Raw genomic sequence first — 17,881 nt, 5'->3', positions numbered from 1 at the left:
TAGTCGCATACTGCGCGGCCAGAATTTCAACGGCTTTACGGACATTTTCCGCATGAAACGTACCCCTCATCTGCTTGCGATCCAGTCCCATGTGGTCTTTGGCCACGCCGGAAACAGCGCCGCCGTGTTCCCCATGCAGCGGGTCGGGGTGAATGTCTGGCCGCTCAACACGGTGCAGTTCTCTAACCACACTCAGTATGGTCAGTGGGCGGGAGAAGTGTTGGCGCCGCAGCAAATTCCTGCACTGGTGGAAGGCATCGCGGCCATTGGCGAGTTGGGCAACTGTGATGCGGTGTTGTCGGGCTATCTGGGCAGCGCGGCCCAGGGCCGGGCGATCCTTACCGGTGTGGCGCGGATCAAGGCGATCAACCCCAAGGCCTTGTACCTGTGCGACCCGGTAATGGGCCATGCGGAAAAAGGCTGCATCGTGCCCCAGGAAGTCAGCGATTTTCTGCTGGAAGAAGCGGCCGCCATGGCGGACTTCCTGTGCCCCAACCAACTGGAACTGGAAAGCTTCGCCGGGCGCAAGCCGCAGTCACTGTTCGATTGCCTGGGCATGGCGCGCGCATTGCTGGCCCGTGGGCCGAAGGCGGTGCTGGTCAAACACTTGGATTACCCTGGCAAACTGCCGGACGGATTCGAGATGCTGCTGGTGACTGCCGATGGCAGCTGGCATCTGCGCCGGCCGTTGCTGGCATTCCCTCGCCAGCCGGTGGGGGTGGGCGACCTGACTTCAGGCCTGTTCCTGGCGCGGGTGCTGTTGGGCGACAGCCTGCTGGCCGCGTTCGAGTTCACTGCGGCGGCGGTGCATGAAGTGCTGCTGGAAACCCAGGCCTGTGCCAGCTACGAATTGGAGCTGGTGCGTGCCCAGGACCGGATCGCGCACCCGCGAGTCCGCTTTGAAGCCACGCCGATCAGCCTGTAGAAACGCAACTTGAATGTGGGAGCTGGCTTGCCTGCGATGAGGGCCTCATATCCAGAAGAGATATCGGCAGTCACATCGCAATCGCAGGCAAGCCAGCTCTCACACTGGATAGGGTTCACACCCTGGAATCAGGGCGCGTCCGCTTTGATTTCGCGGTACCGCTTCTCCAGCTCTTGACGAATCTGCCGGCGCTGCTGAGCCTGGACAAAACGACGCTTGTCCTCGCTGTTCTGCGGTTGCAACGGCGGGACGACAGCCGGCTTGCGCTGGTCGTCCACCGCCACCATGGTGAAGAAGCAGCTATTGGTATGGCGTACCGAGCGTTCGCGAATATTCTCGGTGACTACCTTGATTCCCACTTCCATCGAGGTGTTGCCGGTGTAGTTGACCGAGGCCAGGAAGGTCACCAGCTCACCGACATGGATCGGCTCGCGAAAAATCACCTGGTCCACCGACAGGGTGACTACATAGCGTCCGGCGTAACGGCTGGCGCAGGCGTAGGCGACTTCGTCGAGGTACTTGAGCAGGGTGCCGCCGTGGACATTGCCAGAGAAGTTGGCCATGTCAGGGGTCATCAGTACCGTCATCGACAGCTGGGCGTTTCCGGGTTCCATAGCACACTCACGGTTATAGGCATTGGTTGGGGTGGCACCTCTGCGGGTGCTGAAATCTTTGCAGAGCCATTCCTAACGGGACGCCGTCATGCGGCTTGCCGTCACGCCTGGAGCGATCTGTTTCCATATATTGCACCGGCTTTCTGCTGGAAGTCGCGGTGTTACCCTTCAAAAGCCCAGTTCAAGGGCCTTTCTTACGATCAAGGCAGATTTTTCCTTCCGCTTATTACGACCGTTGCACGGAAGCGAACAAAAGCGCCAGTACCCTCAAGGAGCCCCTCGCCATGCACGCCATCAGCTTTATCCAGGACCTGGCCGTGATCATGTTAGTGGCAGGGGTGGTCACCATTCTGTTTCACCGCCTCAAGCAACCGGTGGTCCTGGGGTACATCGTCGCCGGCTTCATCATTGGCCCTCACACCCCGCCGTTCGGCCTGATCCACGATGAAGAGACCATCAAGACCCTGGCCGAACTGGGGGTGATCTTCCTGATGTTCTGCCTGGGCCTGGAGTTCAGCCTGCGCAAGCTGTTCAAGGTCGGTGCCACCGCGTTTATCGCGGCCTTCCTGGAAATCATCCTGATGATCTGGATTGGCTACGAAATCGGCCGCTGGTTCGACTGGAACACCATGGACTCACTGTTCCTCGGCGCGATCCTGGCGATCTCCTCGACCACTATCATCGTCAAGGCGCTCAATGACCTGAAGATGAAGAACCAGCGCTTTGCCCAGTTGATCTTCGGCGTGCTGATCGTCGAAGACATCCTCGGCATCGGTATCATCGCCTTGCTGTCGAGCATCGCCGTCAGCGGCACGGTCAGCTCCGGCGAGGTGTTCTCCACCGTCGGCAAGCTCTCGTTGTTTATGATCGTCGCGTTGGTCATCGGCATTTTGCTGGTGCCACGGCTACTGGAATACGTCGCCAAATTTGAAAGCAACGAGATGCTGTTGATCACGGTGTTGGGCCTGTGTTTTGGCTTCTGCCTGCTGGTGGTCAAGCTGGAATACAGCATGGTGCTCGGCGCATTCCTGATCGGCGCGATCATGGCCGAGTCCCGGCAACTGCTGAAGATTGAGCGCTTGATCGAGCCGGTTCGCGACATGTTCAGCGCGATCTTCTTTGTTGCCATCGGCTTGATGATCGACCCGCAGATCCTGCTGCAATACGCCTGGCCGATCGCGGTGATTACCGTGGCGGTGGTGCTGGGCAAGATGTTGTCCTGCGGACTGGGGGCGTTTATTGCGGGTAATGATGGCCGTACGTCGTTGCGGGTGGGGATGGGGCTGTCACAGATTGGCGAATTTTCGTTCATCATCGCCGCGCTGGGGATGACGTTGCAGGTGACCAGCGACTTCCTGTATCCGGTGGCGGTGGCCGTGTCGGCCATTACCACGCTGCTCACGCCTTACCTGATTCGTGGCGCCGACCCGCTGTCGTTGAAGATTGCGGCGGTGATGCCCAAGCGTATGAGCCGGGTATTCGGCATGTATGGCGAGTGGCTACGCAGTATTCAGCCCCAAGGCGAGGGCGCGATGCTGGCGTCGATGATCCGCAAGATCATTCTGCAGGTCGGGGTGAATCTGGCGCTGGTGATCGCGATCTTCTTTGCTGGCAGCTTCTTCGCGGTGCGCATTGGCAGTTATCTGGAAGGCTGGATCAGTGATCCGAGCTGGCAGAAGGCGTTGATCTGGGGTGGGGCGCTGCTGCTTTCGCTGCCGTTTCTGATCGCGGCGTACCGCAAGCTCAAGGCGCTGTCGATGTTGCTGGCAGAGATGAGCGTCAAGCCGGAAATGGCCGGGCGCCATACCCAGCGCGTGCGTCGGGTGATCGCTGAAGTGATCCCGCTGCTCTCGTTGTTGGTGATTTTCCTGCTATTGGCAGCCTTGTCGGCCAGCATTTTGCCAACCAACAAGTTGCTCGTGCTGATCGCCGTAGTGGCGGCCGCGGTGGCCGCCGTACTCTGGCGCTGGTTCATCCGCGTGCATACGCGGATGCAGGTGGCCTTGCTGGAAACCCTGGATAACCACAAGGATACGCCGGAGCACTAACTGGTCCTGGCGGTTGGGGCTGCTTCGCAGCCCAACGCGAGCAAGCTCGCTCGCCACGACAAGCGGTCTTGCCCCAGGTCTCAGCTTTCCAGCCAGACGTCCCGCGCCCAGTGCCACACGGATTCCCAGGTCTCTTCGGTGACGAGTTCTTCTTCGCCGGACCACAGCACCACAGTGCCGTCTTCTTCGACGCAGTAGTAGTCGTCGCCGTTCTGGCAGATCGGGATCATGCTGCGGTCAACACCTGCATCCCAGGCGTTGGCGGCAACGTCTGGCAGGTAGGTGTGGGATTGTGGGTCGGTGACGGTCACCGGCTCCAGGCTGCCGTAGACCACGTCGCTGACGGTCAGCAGAAATTCCCGGAAGACGAACGGGATATCGATGAACAGTTGTTCCTCGATTTCCACAATCTGGTCTTCATCAGGCAGCTCCAGAGGAACCGGAACCGGTTCGTTGGCTTCACGCAATTGTTCGATGACTTCTTCCACGGCCGGGATCCTCTTGCTAGATGGCGCGGTTTATAGGGGCGTTTTATACAGTAGCTCGCTATAAGTGCAACCGTGAAATAGAAAACCCCGGACAAGTCCGGGGTTTTTGTTACTGCATGCTCAAAGCGCGTGGGGATCAGCCGTTCTGGCGGATACCGGCCACCAGCCAAGGCTGGTTCTCGCCCTGCGGACGTTCCATGTTCCAGCTTTCGCTGAACACTTCGCCCTGGTCGAAACGCGAGGTTTTCGACACGCCGCTGAAAGTCAGGGTGGCGATGGTCTTGTCGGCACGGTCATCCACACCTTCCAGCTGTACGCGCAGGTCGTCGATGTAGGTCGACTGGAAGCCTTCGCCCAGGTCAGCGCGTTCGCGCTTGAGGAACTCGAGCAGCTGTGGAGTCACGAACTCGGCGATCTTGTCCATTTCGTTGGCGTCCCAGTGTTGCTGCAGGGACTGGAAGTGGTTGCGTGCCGCTTCAACGAAACGCTCTTCGTTGAACCAGGCAGGTGCATTGATGACCGGACGAGCGGCAGCAGGTGCGGCCGAACCACCGAAGATCGAACCCATGGCAGGCTTTTGCTCGAATACTTCACGCTGCATCGGCGCGCCAGCCGGAGCCATGTGCTCCTGCTGCTTGCGTCGACGGGCGGCGATGAAGCGGAAGATCACAAAGCCGATGACCGCCATGATCAGGATGTCGAAGATCTGCATGCCCTGGAAGCCGCCGCCCATGAACATGGAAGCGAGCAGGCCGCCGGCAGCGATACCGGCCAGAGGGCCCAACCAGCGCGAAGCACCGCCAGCCTTGGCAGCAGCGCCCGCGGCACCGGCAGCACCGGCGGTAGCAGCGGCGCCGCCCATACCACCAGCGGATGGGGCCATTTGGCTGGTCTGGTGGCTCGGCGCCGAACCCATGCTTTTGCCGCCACCGAAGCGCTTGGCGTTGGCGTCGAGGCTCATCGTCAGGCCGATGCACAACGCCATGGCGATGCTAAGAAAACGTTTCATAAAGGGAATTCCCATTTGTGGATTGCACGCGCGCCATGTTGCACAGGTGTCGTGACAGTGGCTAGCGACATAATGTTTCGGGCTTTTGCGTAAGACCGAATCAGAATGGTCTGTAGGATGTATTACAGATATTGGCCCGTCTCCCGTAAAAACAAGGGCGGGCCATATACCTTCATGTGCGGCGGGACTTTAAATCGCTTCCAACTTGGCATAACCCATCATCAGCCACTTGCTGCCCTCGGCGAAGTTCACCTGTACCCGGGCCTGGGCGCCAGCGCCTTCGAAGTTGAGGATCACGCCTTCGCCGAAGATCGCATGCTTGACCTGTTGGCCAAGGCTGAACGGTGTCTCGGGAATTTCAGAACCGGCAAACATACTGCTGGAGTTCTGCTGTTGGCCACCGCCGAAGGGCCGGCTGACGCTGTTGGACAACCGCACTTCCTGAATCAGTCCCTTCGGTACTTCACGTACGAAGCGCGACACCTTGTTGTAGGTCTCGCTGCCGTACAGACGTCGGGTTTCGGCGTAGGTCATCACCAGGTTGTGCATGGCGCGGGTGATGCCGACATAGGCCAGGCGGCGCTCCTCTTCCAGGCGGCCCGGTTCTTCCAGGCTCATCTTGTGAGGGAACAGGCCTTCTTCCATGCCCACTAGGAACACGTAGGGGAATTCCAGGCCCTTGGCGCTGTGCAGGGTCATCAGTTGGACGCTGTCTTCGTGCTCGTCGGCCTGGGTATCACCGGCTTCCAGCGACGCGTGCCCCAGGAAGGCGGCCAGCGGCGACAGCTCAGCATCTTCTTCGCTGTTTTCAAACGCACGGGCGGCGCTGACCAGTTCCTCAAGGTTTTCTACCCGAGCCTGGCCTTTCTCACCCTTTTCCGCTTCGTGGTAAGCGATCAGGCCGGATTGTTCGATCACGGTCTGGGTCATCAAGTGCAGGGGCATTTCCATGCACTTGGCGGCCAGGTTCTCGATCAACTCGACAAACACCCCCAAGGCACCGGCAGCACGACCGGTCAGGCCCTTGTTGGCGATCAGCAGGCGCATGGCTTCCCACATCGACACGTCACTGTGACGGGCGTGGTCGCGGATGGCCTCGACGGTTTTCTCGCCGATGCCACGGGCCGGGATATTGATCACCCGTTCCAGCGCCGCATCGTTGCCACGGCCTTCCAGCAAGCGCAGGTAGGCCATGGCGTTCTTGATTTCCGCCCGCTCGAAGAAGCGCTGGCCGCCATAGATGCGATAAGGAATGCGCTCGCGCAGCAAGGCCTCCTCCAGCACTCGGGATTGGGCGTTGGAGCGGTACAGAATGGCGATATCGCTGCGGGCCAGGCCGGTTTTCAGGGCGCTTTCGATGGTTTCCACCACGTAGCGCGCTTCATCGTGCTCGTTGAACGCCGCGTAGAGGTTGATCGCTTCGCCTTCGCCGCCGTCAGTCCACAGTTCTTTGCCCATGCGCCCGGTGTTGTTGGCGATCAGGGCGTTGGCGGCCTTGAGAATCCCGGCAGTGGAGCGATAGTTCTGCTCCAGGCGAATGGTTTCGGCGTCCGGGAAGTCGTCGGAGTACTGGTAGATGTTCTCTATTTTCGCACCGCGCCAGCCGTAGATTGACTGATCGTCGTCGCCCACCACCATCAGGCTGTCGCCGCCCTTGGCCAGCAGGCGCAACCAGGCGTACTGCACGGCGTTGGTGTCCTGGAACTCGTCCACGAGGATATGGCGGAAGCGCTTCTGGTAATGCGCCAGCAAGCCCGGGTTGTCGCGCCACAGGTCGAGGGCGCGCAGCAGCAGTTCGGAGAAGTCGATGACGCCCGCACGCTGGCAGGCCACTTCGTAGGCTTCATAGATGCTGCGCATGGTCGCCAGGAACAGGTCGCCGCTGGCCTGGATGTGTTGCGGGCGCAGGCCTTCGTCTTTCTGGCCGTTGATGAACCACTGGGCCTGACGGGCCGGCCAACGTTGTTCGTCCAGGCCCAATTCGCGGATCACCCGCTTGACCAGGCGTTGCTGGTCGTCGCTGTCGAGAATCTGGAACGTCTGGCTCAGCCCGGCTTCCTGCCAATGGGCCCGCAACAGGCGGTGCGCCAGGCCGTGGAAGGTACCGACCCACATGCCGGCTGGGCTGATGCCCATCAACTGCTCGATGCGATGGCGCATCTCGGCAGCAGCCTTATTGGTGAAGGTCACCGACAGGATTGAATGAGGTGAGGCGTTTTCGACCTGGATCAACCAGGCGATACGGTGCACCAGCACTCGGGTTTTACCGGAGCCAGCACCGGCCAGGACCAACTGACGGCCGACGGAGGCTGCTACGGCCTGGCGTTGGGCATCGTTGAGGGAGTTCAGCAAAAGAGAGAGATCATCGCGCATCGGCGCATTCTAGGGTGCCGGGGGAAGGGGGGCAAATCCCAATGCCCGGTGGTCGAAGGAAAACCAACAATCTGCTCCCAATGATGACCGGCTGGTCATCCCCCACAACCCGCGCCCCGTCTCGCTCAGCCCCTCTGGCTCCAAGGTTTGCGCCCATTTGACGACCCATTTTTATGATCCGCAGCTGTTTGGTCTGCACGTTTGCTTGTGTATGCTCCGTCCACGTTTCGGGCTCACCATTATAAGAACACTGCCTATGACCCTTAGCTCTGACCTGTCTGGGCCCGCTGTGGCGCCGGCGCAGGTTATTCGCAAACACTACGCCATGGAGATGGCGGTCGAGCGCACGCGCCTGCTGTACCAAGGCTCGCTGTTGCCTACCTTATTGATGTTGCTCAACGGTCTGGTCTGCGCCTGGTTGCTCTGGAGCCCGCAGCGCTATCTGCTGGTCAGCGTTTGGCTGGTGTGGCTGCTGGCGCTGGTGGCCTTGCGGGTGATTCAGGTGGCTGCGTTCGACTCAGCGATGCCGAGCCGCCAGGCGCAGCCGATCTGGCGCCGCATGTTCATGTTGGGGTCGGCGGTGAGCGGCTTGACGCTGGCCAGTGCGGCCATTGCCCTGGTGCCGGTAGACAGTTTCGCTCAACAGGCCTGGGTGTTCGGCTTGATCGGTGTGGCGACGCTGTCCGCCAGTGTCGCCTATGCCGTGAGCCTGTTGGCGTTCCTGTCGTTTGCCTTGCCTTGTTTGGTGCCTGCCATTGTTTATCTGTTCTGGAGTGGTGACCCGCAGCTGCAAGGTTGGGGCTGCTTGTGCCTGATTCTGCTGGCGTCCCTGAGCGTGGTGGCGTGGCAGGTCAATCGTCTGATTCAGCGTGGACTGTTGCGGCGCTTCCAGAACCAGGCATTGATCGAGCACTTGCAGCAAGCCCGCCAGCGCAGCGAACAATTGAATCAGGAGCTGGTTCGCGAAGTGGAGCAGCGGCGTCAGGTAGAACAGGAGTTACGAGAGGCGCAGGTCGGTTTGCAACAGCGCGTCGAACAGCGCAGCCAGGAACTGGGCGCTACCAGCCTGGCCCTGCGCAAAAGCGAAGCCCGTCTGGCCATGGCGTTACAGGCCAGCGAATTGGGCTTGTGGGATTGGAACCTGCAAACCGACGAGGTCCACCACACCCAGCTCAAGGAGCTGTTCGGCCTGGAGCCGGAATACGTCACTGCGGTTCTCAGCCATCTCAAGCCACGCCTGCATCCGGATGATCTGCCTCTGCTCAAGCGTGCCCTGGTGGAGCATCTCAAAGGTCGTAGCGAGGATTATCAGGTGGAATACCGGATACGCCATGGCGACGGGCATTGGGTCTGGATTCAGGACCGGGGTCGTGCTGTGGAACATGCGGCTAACGGCCGGGTCACGCGGATGCTGGGTACTCGACGCGATATCAGCGCCGGCAAAGCCATAGAAGAGCAGCAACGGTTGGCGTCCACGGTGTTCGAGGCCGCCAGTGAAGGTATTGTGATCCTTGATCCGGACTATGCGCTGCTTGCGGTGAACCAGGCATTCAGCCGTGTGACCGGTTTTGATATTGACGACATGCTGGGGCGCAACGTCGTGGAACTGCCCAGCAGCCGCGACGCCCGGCGTCACTTTCCGGTGATCCACCAAGCCCTGCAAAGCCATGGCACCTGGCAAGGCGAGCTGGTGGAGGCGCGCAAAAACGGCGAGCTCTATCCGCAATGGCTGCAACTGAATGTCGTGCGCGATGTTCGGGGAAATGTCAGTCATATCGTGGGGTTTTTTGCCGATCTTTCCGCTCGACGCGAATCTGAAGAGCGCATGCGTTACCTCACTCATTACGACGAATTGACCGGCCTGGCCAATCGCTCACTGTTCCATGAGCGGCTGCGTGAAGCCCATCAGCGGGTACGCCAGGGCGGCCGCAGCCTGGCCTTGCTGCACATCAACCTGGACCGCTTCAAGCTGCTCAATGACAGCCTCGGTCATGAAGTGGCCGACCAGCTGTTGCAGAAAATGGCCCGGCGCCTGATTAATGCCTTGCCGGAAGCCGACACCATTGCCCGTCTCTCGGGGGATGAGTTCGCCGTGCTGTTTGATGCCTATGGCAGCTTGTCGAGCCTGGCGCGGGTGGCGACCCGTCTGCTGGCCAAGCTGCGGGTGCCGGTGACGGTGGAAGGGCATGAGCTGGTGGTTAGCGCCTCAATCGGCGTCAGTCTGTTGCCGGACAATGCGCGGGAAATTTCTGCGCTGGTCAGTCAGTCGAACATGGCCATGCAACATGCCAAGCACTTGGGCGGCAACAACTTCCAGTTCTATACCGACAGCCTGCAGGCCAGCACCCTGGAACGTTTGCAGTTGGAGAACCAGTTGCGCAAGGCCATCGAGGAGCGCCAGCTCAACGTCTATTACCAGCCCAAGTTGTGCCTGGCCACGGGCAAGATGAACGCTGTCGAGGCGCTGGTTCGTTGGGATCATCCGCAATGGGGCAGGGTGCCGCCCGGTGACTTTATCGGCCTGGCGGAAGAAACCGGGTTGATCGTGCCGCTGGGTGAGTTTGTCCTGCGCCAGGCGTGTTGGCAGGCGTGCGAGTGGCAACGCCAGGGGCTGGCACCGATTCGGGTGTCGGTGAACCTGTCGGTGCACCAGTTGCGCCAGGGCAAGCTGGTCAGCCTGGTGCGGCAAGTACTGGATGAAACCGGCCTGGCGCCGCAGTACCTGGAGCTGGAACTGACGGAAAGCCAGTTGCTCGACAGTGTCGAGCACATCATCTCCACCTTCCAGCAACTGCGGGATCTGGGGGTGAAACTGGCCATCGATGACTTTGGTACCGGCTACTCGTCCCTCAGTTACCTCAAGCGCATCCCGGTGGACTACGTGAAGATCGACCAAACCTTCATCCGTGGCCTGGGTCAGGGCCGTGAAGACGCGGCGATTACCCGAGCGATCATCGCCATGGCTCATGGCTTGGCGCTCAAGGTGGTGGCCGAGGGTGTAGAGGATCAGCAGCAGCTGGATTTCCTGCGGGCCGAGCAATGCGATGAGGTGCAGGGCTATTTGATCAGTCGGCCAATGGAGGCCGATGGCTTGGCGGATTTGTTACGAAAAAATGCGAATTTTCCGTAGCTGAACGTAGGCTGCCCCAGCAGCTACATGGAACGTGTCCGCCAAAATAGGGGGCAGCAGGGCGATTAAGTGATGCATCGAACGGGCAAACCGACAATTCTTGTAGTATAACTACAAGCTTGCTACATCCCTGGCGTCAGCCAATAACAAGAGTCCAGCCCTTTGAACCTGTTGCAACATATCGCCCAGTCGCGCCACCTGTTACGCAAATCGGAACTCAAGGTTGCCGATCACGTGCTGCTTGATCCTGCGGCTGTGATGCACAGTTCCATGGCTGACCTGGCCCACAGCGTGGGTATCAGTGAGCCCACCATCGTGCGCTTCTGCCGCGCCATCGGTTGCTCCGGGTTCCAGGACTTGAAGCTCAAGCTGGCCCAGAGCCTGGCCGCCGGGGCGAGCTTCGGGCAGTTCGCCATTCACGAAGACGACTCCGTCGCCGACTACAGCCTGAAAATTTTCGACACCACCTTGCACACGCTCATGGAAGTGCGGGAAAAACTCGACCCGGTGGCGCTGCAGAAGGCGGTGACGGCGATGTCCCAGGCCCAGCGTGTGGAGTTTTACGGCTTTGGCGCTTCGGGTGCGGTAGCGGCGGATGCCCAGCACAAATTTTTCCGCTTGCTGCTGACGGCGGCGGCCTACAGCGACCCGCATATGCAGGCGATGTCGGCGGTGACCTTGAAACCCACCGACGTGGCGATCTGTATTTCCCAGTCCGGTCGTTCCAAGGACCTGCTGATCACTGCCAACCTGGTGCGTGAAAGCGGCGCGTCACTGATTACCCTGTGCCCGAGCCAGACGCCCTTGGCGGAGCTGTCGACGGTCAACCTGGCGATCGATGTACACGAAGACACCGAAATCTACACCCCGCTGACCTCGCGTATCGCCCATCTGGTGGTGATCGACGTGCTGGCAATGGGCGTGGCCATGGCCCGTGGACCGAGCCTGGTCAACCACCTCAAGAGCGTCAAGCGCAGCCTGCGTAGCCTTCGTCTGTCGCCCAAGTCAGTCAAAGCCCTAGACGACTAGAGGTCATGCGCGGTCTAAAAATGTGGGAGCGGGCTTGCTCGCGAAAGCGGAGTGTCAGGCACTGAGGTGTTTACTGATAGACCGCTTTCGCGAGCAAGCCCGCTCCCACATTTTGAATTGCGTCATATCCAGAAGATTCATCAGCTTGTCATCCCCGCGCCGCTAAACCGTCATCCCCTGCGCCCATCCTGAGCTCCCCGTACTCGCATTGGGAGACTCGAAATGGCCCGGCAATACGAAGACAGCACCAGCACCGTCAAGACTCGTCGCCAACAGGAAGACCAGCGCCGCATGGCGTTCCGTCGTGCAATTGAAGACCGCTGTGAACAGCGTCAATTGCTCCAGGACATCACCGACTACCCGGAATTACAGCTTGTCACACACTGGCAGGCACCAGTGGCCGCCCAGCGAAGCGCTCAGCCAGGGCGCTGATCTGCACTCGCTCGCTGCGGATAAAGCCCAGGAATGCATGGGCCACCGGTGACAGGCGCTTGGCCTTGGCCTGCACCAGGCACCAACTGCGGTACAGCGGCAGCTCTTCCACCGGCAGCTCTTTGAGTCCGCCGGTGGCCAGCTCCAGGTTCAAGGCGTGGCGCGTCAACAGGGCCACACCCAACCCGGCGACCACGCATTCACGCTGAGCTTCGGCGGAGGCCACTTCCACCGTCTGGGTGAAGTGCACGCGTTTCTCCTTGAAGTACTCCTCGCAAGCCATCCGGGTTCCGGAGCCTGGTTCGCGCAACAGCAGGGTGTAAGGTTCAAGGTCCTGCAGACGCAACGGCCCCTGAAGATTTAGTGGGTGGTCGGGCGGTGCTACGGCGACAATCGGATTGTTGAGAAACGGCAGGAACTCCAGGCCCATGTCCTGGGGCACCATGGACATGATCACCAGGTCGTCGCGGTTGTCGGAAAGCCGGCGAATCACCTGGGCGCGGTTGACCACCGTCAGGTGCAGATTGACCTCTGGGTGTTGGCGCTTGAAGGCGGCAAACAGGTGCGGCACGAAATACTTGGCGCTGGACTCCACCGCCAGCTTCAGTTGCCCCTGCAATGAGCCCTGCATGTCCGAGAGCTGCATATCGAGGTTTTCCAGGCGCCCGAAAATGTCCCGGCTGGCCTTTTGCAGTGCTTCAGCCGCTTCCGTCATGTAGAGCTTTTTGCCGACGTAGTCGAACAGAGGCTGGCCAATCAGCTCTTCCAGTTGGCGAATTTGTAGGCTAACAGCCGGTTGTGTGAGGGACATTTCCTCGGCCGCACGGCTATAGGAACGTAAATCACAGACCTCATTGAAAATCTGCAACTGACGCAATGTCATACGCATCAATGACTTACGCATTATCTAAACACCCCTGACCACCGCCGTTGCGCCAACTATAAGTCTTTACTTATACACGACCCAATTATTATTGATTTTTGTTAATCCTTCCCGGGGCATAGTGTGTGTCACGCGACTGGCTTGAAACATTTGGTCACGCGCCGACCCGGGTCCAGTGGGTCGAAGAACGCAGCAATCGGCTCAAGGGAATTTCCAAGTGATAAAAAAGATCCTGATCGCCAACCGTGGTGAGATTGCCGTACGAATCGTGCGTGCCTGCGCCGAGATGGGCATTCGCTCGGTCGCGGTCTATTCCGATGCCGACCGCCATGCCTTGCACGTCAAGCGTGCCGACGAGGCCCACAGCATCGGTGCCGAGCCTCTGGCCGGCTACCTGAACCCGCGCAAGCTGGTGAACCTGGCGGTGGAAACCGGTTGCGACGCGTTGCACCCTGGCTACGGCTTCCTCTCGGAAAACGCCGAGCTGGCAGATATTTGCGTTGAACGTGGAATCAAATTCATTGGTCCGTCGGCGGAAGTCATCCGCCGCATGGGCGACAAGACCGAAGCCCGCCGCAGCATGATCAAGGCTGGCGTGCCGGTCACCCCCGGCACCGAAGGCAACGTCGCGGATATCGCCGAAGCGCTGACCGAAGGCGACCGCATTGGTTACCCGGTGATGCTCAAGGCCACCTCGGGTGGTGGCGGTCGCGGCATTCGTCGTTGCAACAGCCGTGAAGAACTTGAACAAGCCTTCCCTCGGGTTATTTCCGAAGCCACCAAAGCTTTCGGTTCGGCGGAAGTGTTCCTGGAAAAGTGCATCGTTAATCCCAAGCACATCGAAGCGCAGATCCTCGGTGACAGCTTTGGCAACGTGGTGCACCTGTTCGAGCGCGACTGCTCGATCCAGCGCCGCAACCAGAAGCTCATCGAGATCGCTCCCAGCCCGCAACTGACGCCGGAACAGCGCGCCTACATTGGCGACTTGTCGGTGCGTGCCGCCAAGGCCGTGGGCTACGAGAACGCCGGCACCGTGGAGTTCCTGCTCGCCGAGGGCGAGGTGTACTTCATGGAGATGAACACCCGGGTGCAGGTGGAACACACCATCACCGAAGAAATCACCGGCATCGATATTGTTCGCGAGCAGATCCGCATCGCGTCGGGCTTGCCGTTGTCGGTCAAGCAGGAAGACATCCAGCACCGTGGTTTCGCGTTGCAGTTCCGGATCAACGCCGAAGACCCGAAGAACAACTTCCTGCCGAGCTTCGGCAAGATCACCCGTTATTACGCGCCCGGCGGCCCCGGCGTGCGCACCGACACGGCGATCTACACCGGCTACACCATTCCGCCTTACTACGACTCCATGTGCCTGAAGCTGGTGGTGTGGGCGTTGACCTGGGAAGAAGCAATGGACCGTGGCCTGCGCGCGCTGGACGACATGCGCCTGCAAGGCGTGAAGACCACCGCCGCCTATTACCAGGAAATCCTGCGTAATCCGGAATTCCGTAGCGGCCAGTTCAACACCAGTTTCGTGGAAAGCCATCCTGAGCTGACCAACTACTCGATCAAGCGCAAACCCGAAGAGCTGGCCCTGGCCATCGCCGCCGCCATCGCCGCCCACGCAGGCCTGTGAGGAATATTCCAATGACTAAAAAGATCTTCGTAACCGACACTATCCTGCGCGACGCCCACCAATCGTTGCTGGCGACCCGCATGCGCACCGACGACATGCTGCCGATCTGCGACAAGCTCGACAAAGTCGGCTACTGGTCCCTGGAAGTCTGGGGCGGCGCGACTTTCGACGCCTGCGTGCGCTTCCTCAAAGAAGACCCATGGGAGCGCCTGCGCAAACTGCGTGCGGCGTTGCCTAACACCCGCCTGCAAATGCTCCTGCGCGGCCAGAACCTGCTGGGCTACCGCCACTACAGCGACGACGTGGTCAAAGCCTTCGTCGCCAAGGCCGCCGTTAACGGTATCGACGTGTTCCGTATCTTCGATGCGATGAACGACGTGCGTAACCTGCGCGTGGCCATCGAAGCGGTGAAAGCCGCCGGCAAACACGCCCAAGGCACCATCGCCTATACCACCAGCCCGGTACACACCATCGAAGCCTTTGTGGCCCAGGCCAAGCAAATGGAAGCCATGGGTTGCGACTCGGTGGCGATCAAGGACATGGCCGGCCTGTTGACCCCGTACGCCACCGGCGAACTGGTCAAGGCGCTGAAAGCCGAGCAGACCCTGCCGGTGTTCATCCATTCCCACGACACGGCTGGTTTGGCCGCGATGTGCCAACTCAAGGCCATCGAAAACGGCGCCGATCATATCGACACCGCCATCTCCAGCTTCGCCTGGGGCACCAGCCACCCGGGCACCGAGTCGATGGTCGCAGCCCTTAAAGGCAGTGAGTTCGACACCGGTCTGAACCTGGAACTGCTGCAGGAAATCGGCCTGTACTTCTATGCCGTCCGCAAGAAGTACCACCAGTTTGAAAGCGAATTCACTGCCGTCGACACCCGCGTGCAAGTCAATCAGGTACCGGGCGGGATGATTTCCAACCTGGCCAACCAGTTGAAAGAGCAGGGCGCGCTGAACCGCATGAGCGAAGTGTTGGCAGAGATTCCGCGTGTGCGTGAAGACCTTGGCTTCCCGCCACTGGTAACCCCGACTTCGCAGATCGTCGGCACCCAGGCGTTCTTCAACGTGTTGGCTGGTGAGCGCTACAAGACCATCACCAACGAAGTGAAGCTGTACCTGCAAGGCGGCTACGGCAAGGCGCCGGGCGTGGTGAATGAAAAACTGCGTCGCCAGGCCATCGGTAGCGAAGAGGTGATCGACGTCCGTCCGGCCGACTTGCTCAAGCCGGAAATGACCAAGCTGCGTGGCGAAATCGGTACGTTGGCCAAGTCCGAAGAAGACGTGCTGACCTACGCGATGTTCCCGGATATCGGCCGCAAGTTCCTTGAGGAGCGCGACGCCGGCACCCTGACGCCGGAAGTGCTGTTGCCGATCCCGGAAGCCGGCGGTGTGGCGCGTGCTGGTGGCGAAGGCGTGCCGACTGAATTTGTTATCGACGTCCATGGCGAAAGCTACCGCGTCGACATCACCGGTGTGGGCGTCAAGGCCGAAGGCAAGCGTCACTTCTACCTGTCCATCGATGGCATGCCGGAAGAAGTGGTGTTCGAGCCGCTCAACGAGTTTGTCAGCAGTGGCGGCAGCAAGCGCAAGCATGCCAGCGAGCCGGGCCATGTCAGCACCGCGATGCCGGGCAATATCGTCGACGTGTTGGTCAAGGAAGGCGACGTGGTGAAAGCCGGCCAGGCCGTGCTGATCACTGAAGCCATGAAGATGGAGACCGAAGTCCAGGCGTCTATCGCCGGCAAGGTTAGCGCTGTTCATGTGGCCAAGGGCGACCGGGTCAACCCTGGCGAAATCCTGATCGAAATCGAAGGCTGAAACACAGCCTTCGAGACTACCGTTTAATCCTCGGGGGGGCATGTGCCCCCTTTTTTTGCCTGCAATTCAGCCACGTCAGAAGGCCATGGCCCATTGGCCAATGATGCCCTGGTTACGACTGCGGCTGCCAAACTCGCTGGTGTAGGCCAGTCCTACGGTCTGGTCGGCGGACAAGCCAAGGTCCAGGCCAGCTTGCAGGGCCAGGCTGTCGCGGTCCAGGGCAGTGCCTTCGATAGTGAAGTCGCTGTTGAAGTCCTTTTTGTCTGCCAGGGCGGAAGACTGCCGAACCTTGCTGTCGACGTTGCCGTACAAGTGTTTCCAGCGGGTGCTCAGATGTGGCTTCAGGCTCATCTGGTTATCCAGCCGGTAAAGGCTGGCCAGGTGGATACCGAAGGTACTGCTGAGATTTTGCTGGGTCTGTCCGCCGACGTTCAGGGCCGTCAAGCCACCTTTTTCCTTGAAGCTGTCACGGTGATAGCGCTGGTAGCCGATGTTGGCGAACGGCTCGGCGCTGAAGTCACCGTTGCCCATTTGGTAACCCAGCTCGGCGAAGGCGTTTTGGCTTTGGGCGTTGTACTTGCCCTTGAGTTGCTCCCGGTAGTCGAAGAACTCAATGTCGACATCCCGTTTGTTCTGACCGTCATGGTTGCTGTACATCGCCCCGAGGCGAAGCGCCAGGGGGCCATCCTGGCGCACGGCGTAAGCGCCCAGGTGCCAGCTATCCAGTTCGGCGTGAAAGCGTTTGGCGTCAAAGTTGCTGGCGGATTTACCGCCCATTAATCCCACTCGCCAATCATGGGTCACGGCCCAGTCGGCACCGATCACCATGCCTTTGGTGTCTTGCTGCAAGCCGGCACTGCCATGTTGCCCGTCCAGGCGGCCACCGTTGTTCAGGCCCTGGACCCAGACGCGACCGCCAGACTCGCCTGGGCTGTCGGGCAATTGGCGCATGGCAAGCAGCAAGCCGCTGTTTATTTGTTCCATGCCTTTTTGGGTGGCGGTACCCAGGTTGGCATTCTGACTGGCCGCCAGTTGCTCCAGGACGGCACCGACCCGGCCCGGTTCCAGGCCGCTCAGGTACTGCCCGATATTCTCGAGCTCGTATCGATCCCACTCGGTCAACTCGTCCGAATCCAACAGGGCATCGACGGCAGAGTCCAGTACGTGGGCCGCGCGCAGGCCGTTGCGGGAGGTCGCGTGGTCGGCGAAGTAGAAGTCGGTGGTGGGCTCGGGTAGCGCGGGGTGGTGTTGCTCCTTTGTGTCGTCAACGGAGCTTTGGGTGAACCACTCGCTGTCCGGCTCCATGTCTCCCCGTGCCTGAGCGTATTGAATGCTGGTAGCGCCCAGCGCGAGGGCAATGGCGAGTACGAGTCGCTGTGATGTGAAAGGCATGCTGTCCCAACCTCTGATGTATGAGGTCGGGGAATTTAGCGAGGCGCAGCGGCAATAACTGTCAGGGCTTTTACTCCTCGTTTGCGGGAGGCGTCTCTAGTCTGG

General features: G+C 60.2%; 13 protein-coding genes. 7 read left to right on the top strand and 6 right to left on the bottom strand.

The genetic code is table 11. The features are described from left to right. Nucleotides 1-52 precede the first annotated feature (52 nt). The gene (gene pdxY / locus HKK55_RS25225; RefSeq protein ID WP_169357088.1) at nucleotides 53-925 is read left to right on the top strand and encodes a pyridoxal kinase PdxY; all 873 of its coding nucleotides are present in this window, start codon (nucleotides 53-55) and stop codon (nucleotides 923-925) included. Between the two features lie 128 nt (nucleotides 926-1,053). Here the strand turns inward: pdxY and HKK55_RS25220 are convergent, their stop codons facing one another. Further along, nucleotides 1,054-1,539, bottom strand: a complete 486-nt coding sequence (locus HKK55_RS25220) for an acyl-CoA thioesterase (RefSeq protein WP_138762545.1) — start codon at nucleotides 1,537-1,539, stop codon at nucleotides 1,054-1,056. Nucleotides 1,540-1,823: 284 nt separating this feature from the next. Between HKK55_RS25220 and HKK55_RS25215 the strand changes: the two genes are divergently transcribed. Further along, entirely contained in the window at nucleotides 1,824-3,587 is a 1,764-nt protein-coding gene (locus HKK55_RS25215; RefSeq protein ID WP_169357086.1) for a cation:proton antiporter, read from the top strand. 80 nt (nucleotides 3,588-3,667) lie between these two features. Here the strand turns inward: HKK55_RS25215 and HKK55_RS25210 are convergent, their stop codons facing one another. The 3 genes from HKK55_RS25210 to uvrD form a co-directional block, all read right to left on the bottom strand. Beyond that, nucleotides 3,668-4,075, bottom strand: a complete 408-nt coding sequence (locus tag HKK55_RS25210; protein ID WP_169357085.1) for an SMI1/KNR4 family protein — start codon at nucleotides 4,073-4,075, stop codon at nucleotides 3,668-3,670. 136 nt (nucleotides 4,076-4,211) lie between these two features. Beyond that, entirely contained in the window at nucleotides 4,212-5,084 is an 873-nt protein-coding gene (locus HKK55_RS25205; protein ID WP_155582371.1) for a Tim44 domain-containing protein, read from the bottom strand. A gap of 189 nt (nucleotides 5,085-5,273) precedes the next feature. Beyond that, nucleotides 5,274-7,457 (bottom strand): DNA helicase II, encoded by a 2,184-nt coding sequence (gene uvrD, locus HKK55_RS25200; RefSeq protein ID WP_155582372.1) that lies wholly within the window; start codon nucleotides 7,455-7,457, stop codon nucleotides 5,274-5,276. A 256-nt stretch (nucleotides 7,458-7,713) separates the two neighbouring features. On the opposite strand from uvrD, the gene HKK55_RS25195 reads away from it, so the two are divergent. The 3 genes from HKK55_RS25195 to HKK55_RS25185 all read left to right on the top strand — a co-directional run bounded on the left by HKK55_RS25195 (nucleotide 7,714) and on the right by HKK55_RS25185 (nucleotide 12,048). After that, entirely contained in the window at nucleotides 7,714-10,587 is a 2,874-nt protein-coding gene (locus HKK55_RS25195) for an EAL domain-containing protein (protein ID WP_169357083.1), read from the top strand. Nucleotides 10,588-10,749: 162 nt separating this feature from the next. Then, the gene (gene hexR, locus HKK55_RS25190; protein WP_003187110.1) at nucleotides 10,750-11,616 is read left to right on the top strand and encodes a transcriptional regulator HexR; all 867 of its coding nucleotides are present in this window, start codon (nucleotides 10,750-10,752) and stop codon (nucleotides 11,614-11,616) included. 222 nt (nucleotides 11,617-11,838) lie between these two features. Then, nucleotides 11,839-12,048, top strand: coding sequence for a PA3496 family putative envelope integrity protein (locus HKK55_RS25185; RefSeq protein WP_169357081.1), 210 nt, complete (start codon nucleotides 11,839-11,841; stop codon nucleotides 12,046-12,048). Here HKK55_RS25185 and HKK55_RS25180 read toward each other — a convergent pair. Next, nucleotides 11,993-12,952: a LysR family transcriptional regulator gene (locus HKK55_RS25180; RefSeq protein WP_169357080.1), complete on the bottom strand. Its 960-nt coding sequence runs from the start codon at nucleotides 12,950-12,952 to the stop codon at nucleotides 11,993-11,995. The two genes, HKK55_RS25185 and HKK55_RS25180, sit on opposite strands and share 56 nt — an antisense overlap. Nucleotides 12,953-13,148: 196 nt before the next feature. Between HKK55_RS25180 and HKK55_RS25175 the strand changes: the two genes are divergently transcribed. Both HKK55_RS25175 and oadA read left to right on the top strand, forming a co-directional pair. Then, the gene (locus tag HKK55_RS25175; RefSeq protein ID WP_169357078.1) at nucleotides 13,149-14,564 is read left to right on the top strand and encodes an acetyl-CoA carboxylase biotin carboxylase subunit; all 1,416 of its coding nucleotides are present in this window, start codon (nucleotides 13,149-13,151) and stop codon (nucleotides 14,562-14,564) included. 11 nt (nucleotides 14,565-14,575) lie between these two features. Continuing rightward, nucleotides 14,576-16,384, top strand: a complete 1,809-nt coding sequence (gene oadA, locus HKK55_RS25170; protein WP_169357077.1) for a sodium-extruding oxaloacetate decarboxylase subunit alpha — start codon at nucleotides 14,576-14,578, stop codon at nucleotides 16,382-16,384. Nucleotides 16,385-16,459: 75 nt separating this feature from the next. Here the strand turns inward: oadA and HKK55_RS25165 are convergent, their stop codons facing one another. Then, the gene (locus HKK55_RS25165) at nucleotides 16,460-17,776 is read right to left on the bottom strand and encodes an autotransporter domain-containing protein (RefSeq protein WP_169357075.1); all 1,317 of its coding nucleotides are present in this window, start codon (nucleotides 17,774-17,776) and stop codon (nucleotides 16,460-16,462) included. Between the last annotated feature and the right edge of the window lie 105 nt (nucleotides 17,777-17,881).

The sequence above is a fragment of the Pseudomonas sp. ADAK18 genome, assembly GCF_012935695.1.
GTDB lineage: Bacteria > Pseudomonadota > Gammaproteobacteria > Pseudomonadales > Pseudomonadaceae > Aquipseudomonas.
Note: the sequence above shows the minus strand (reverse complement) of the source record. Positions and strands in the feature narration are given on the sequence as shown.

Excerpts from the sequence above, each read along its gene's own strand:
- HKK55_RS25195 (WP_169357083.1), top strand. The coding sequence starts at position 7,714 with ATGACCCTTAGCTCTGACCTGTCTGGGCCCGCTGTGGCGCCGGCGCAG.
- pdxY (WP_169357088.1), top strand. The coding sequence starts at position 53 with ATGAAACGTACCCCTCATCTGCTTGCGATCCAGTCCCATGTGGTCTTT.
- HKK55_RS25165 (WP_169357075.1), bottom strand. The coding sequence starts at position 17,776 with ATGCCTTTCACATCACAGCGACTCGTACTCGCCATTGCCCTCGCGCTG.
- HKK55_RS25205 (WP_155582371.1), bottom strand. The coding sequence starts at position 5,084 with ATGAAACGTTTTCTTAGCATCGCCATGGCGTTGTGCATCGGCCTGACG.
- HKK55_RS25180 (WP_169357080.1), bottom strand. The coding sequence starts at position 12,952 with ATGCGTAAGTCATTGATGCGTATGACATTGCGTCAGTTGCAGATTTTC.
- uvrD (WP_155582372.1), bottom strand. The coding sequence starts at position 7,457 with ATGCGCGATGATCTCTCTCTTTTGCTGAACTCCCTCAACGATGCCCAA.
- HKK55_RS25220 (WP_138762545.1), bottom strand. The coding sequence starts at position 1,539 with ATGGAACCCGGAAACGCCCAGCTGTCGATGACGGTACTGATGACCCCT.
- HKK55_RS25215 (WP_169357086.1), top strand. The coding sequence starts at position 1,824 with ATGCACGCCATCAGCTTTATCCAGGACCTGGCCGTGATCATGTTAGTG.
- HKK55_RS25185 (WP_169357081.1), top strand. The coding sequence starts at position 11,839 with ATGGCCCGGCAATACGAAGACAGCACCAGCACCGTCAAGACTCGTCGC.
- oadA (WP_169357077.1), top strand. The coding sequence starts at position 14,576 with ATGACTAAAAAGATCTTCGTAACCGACACTATCCTGCGCGACGCCCAC.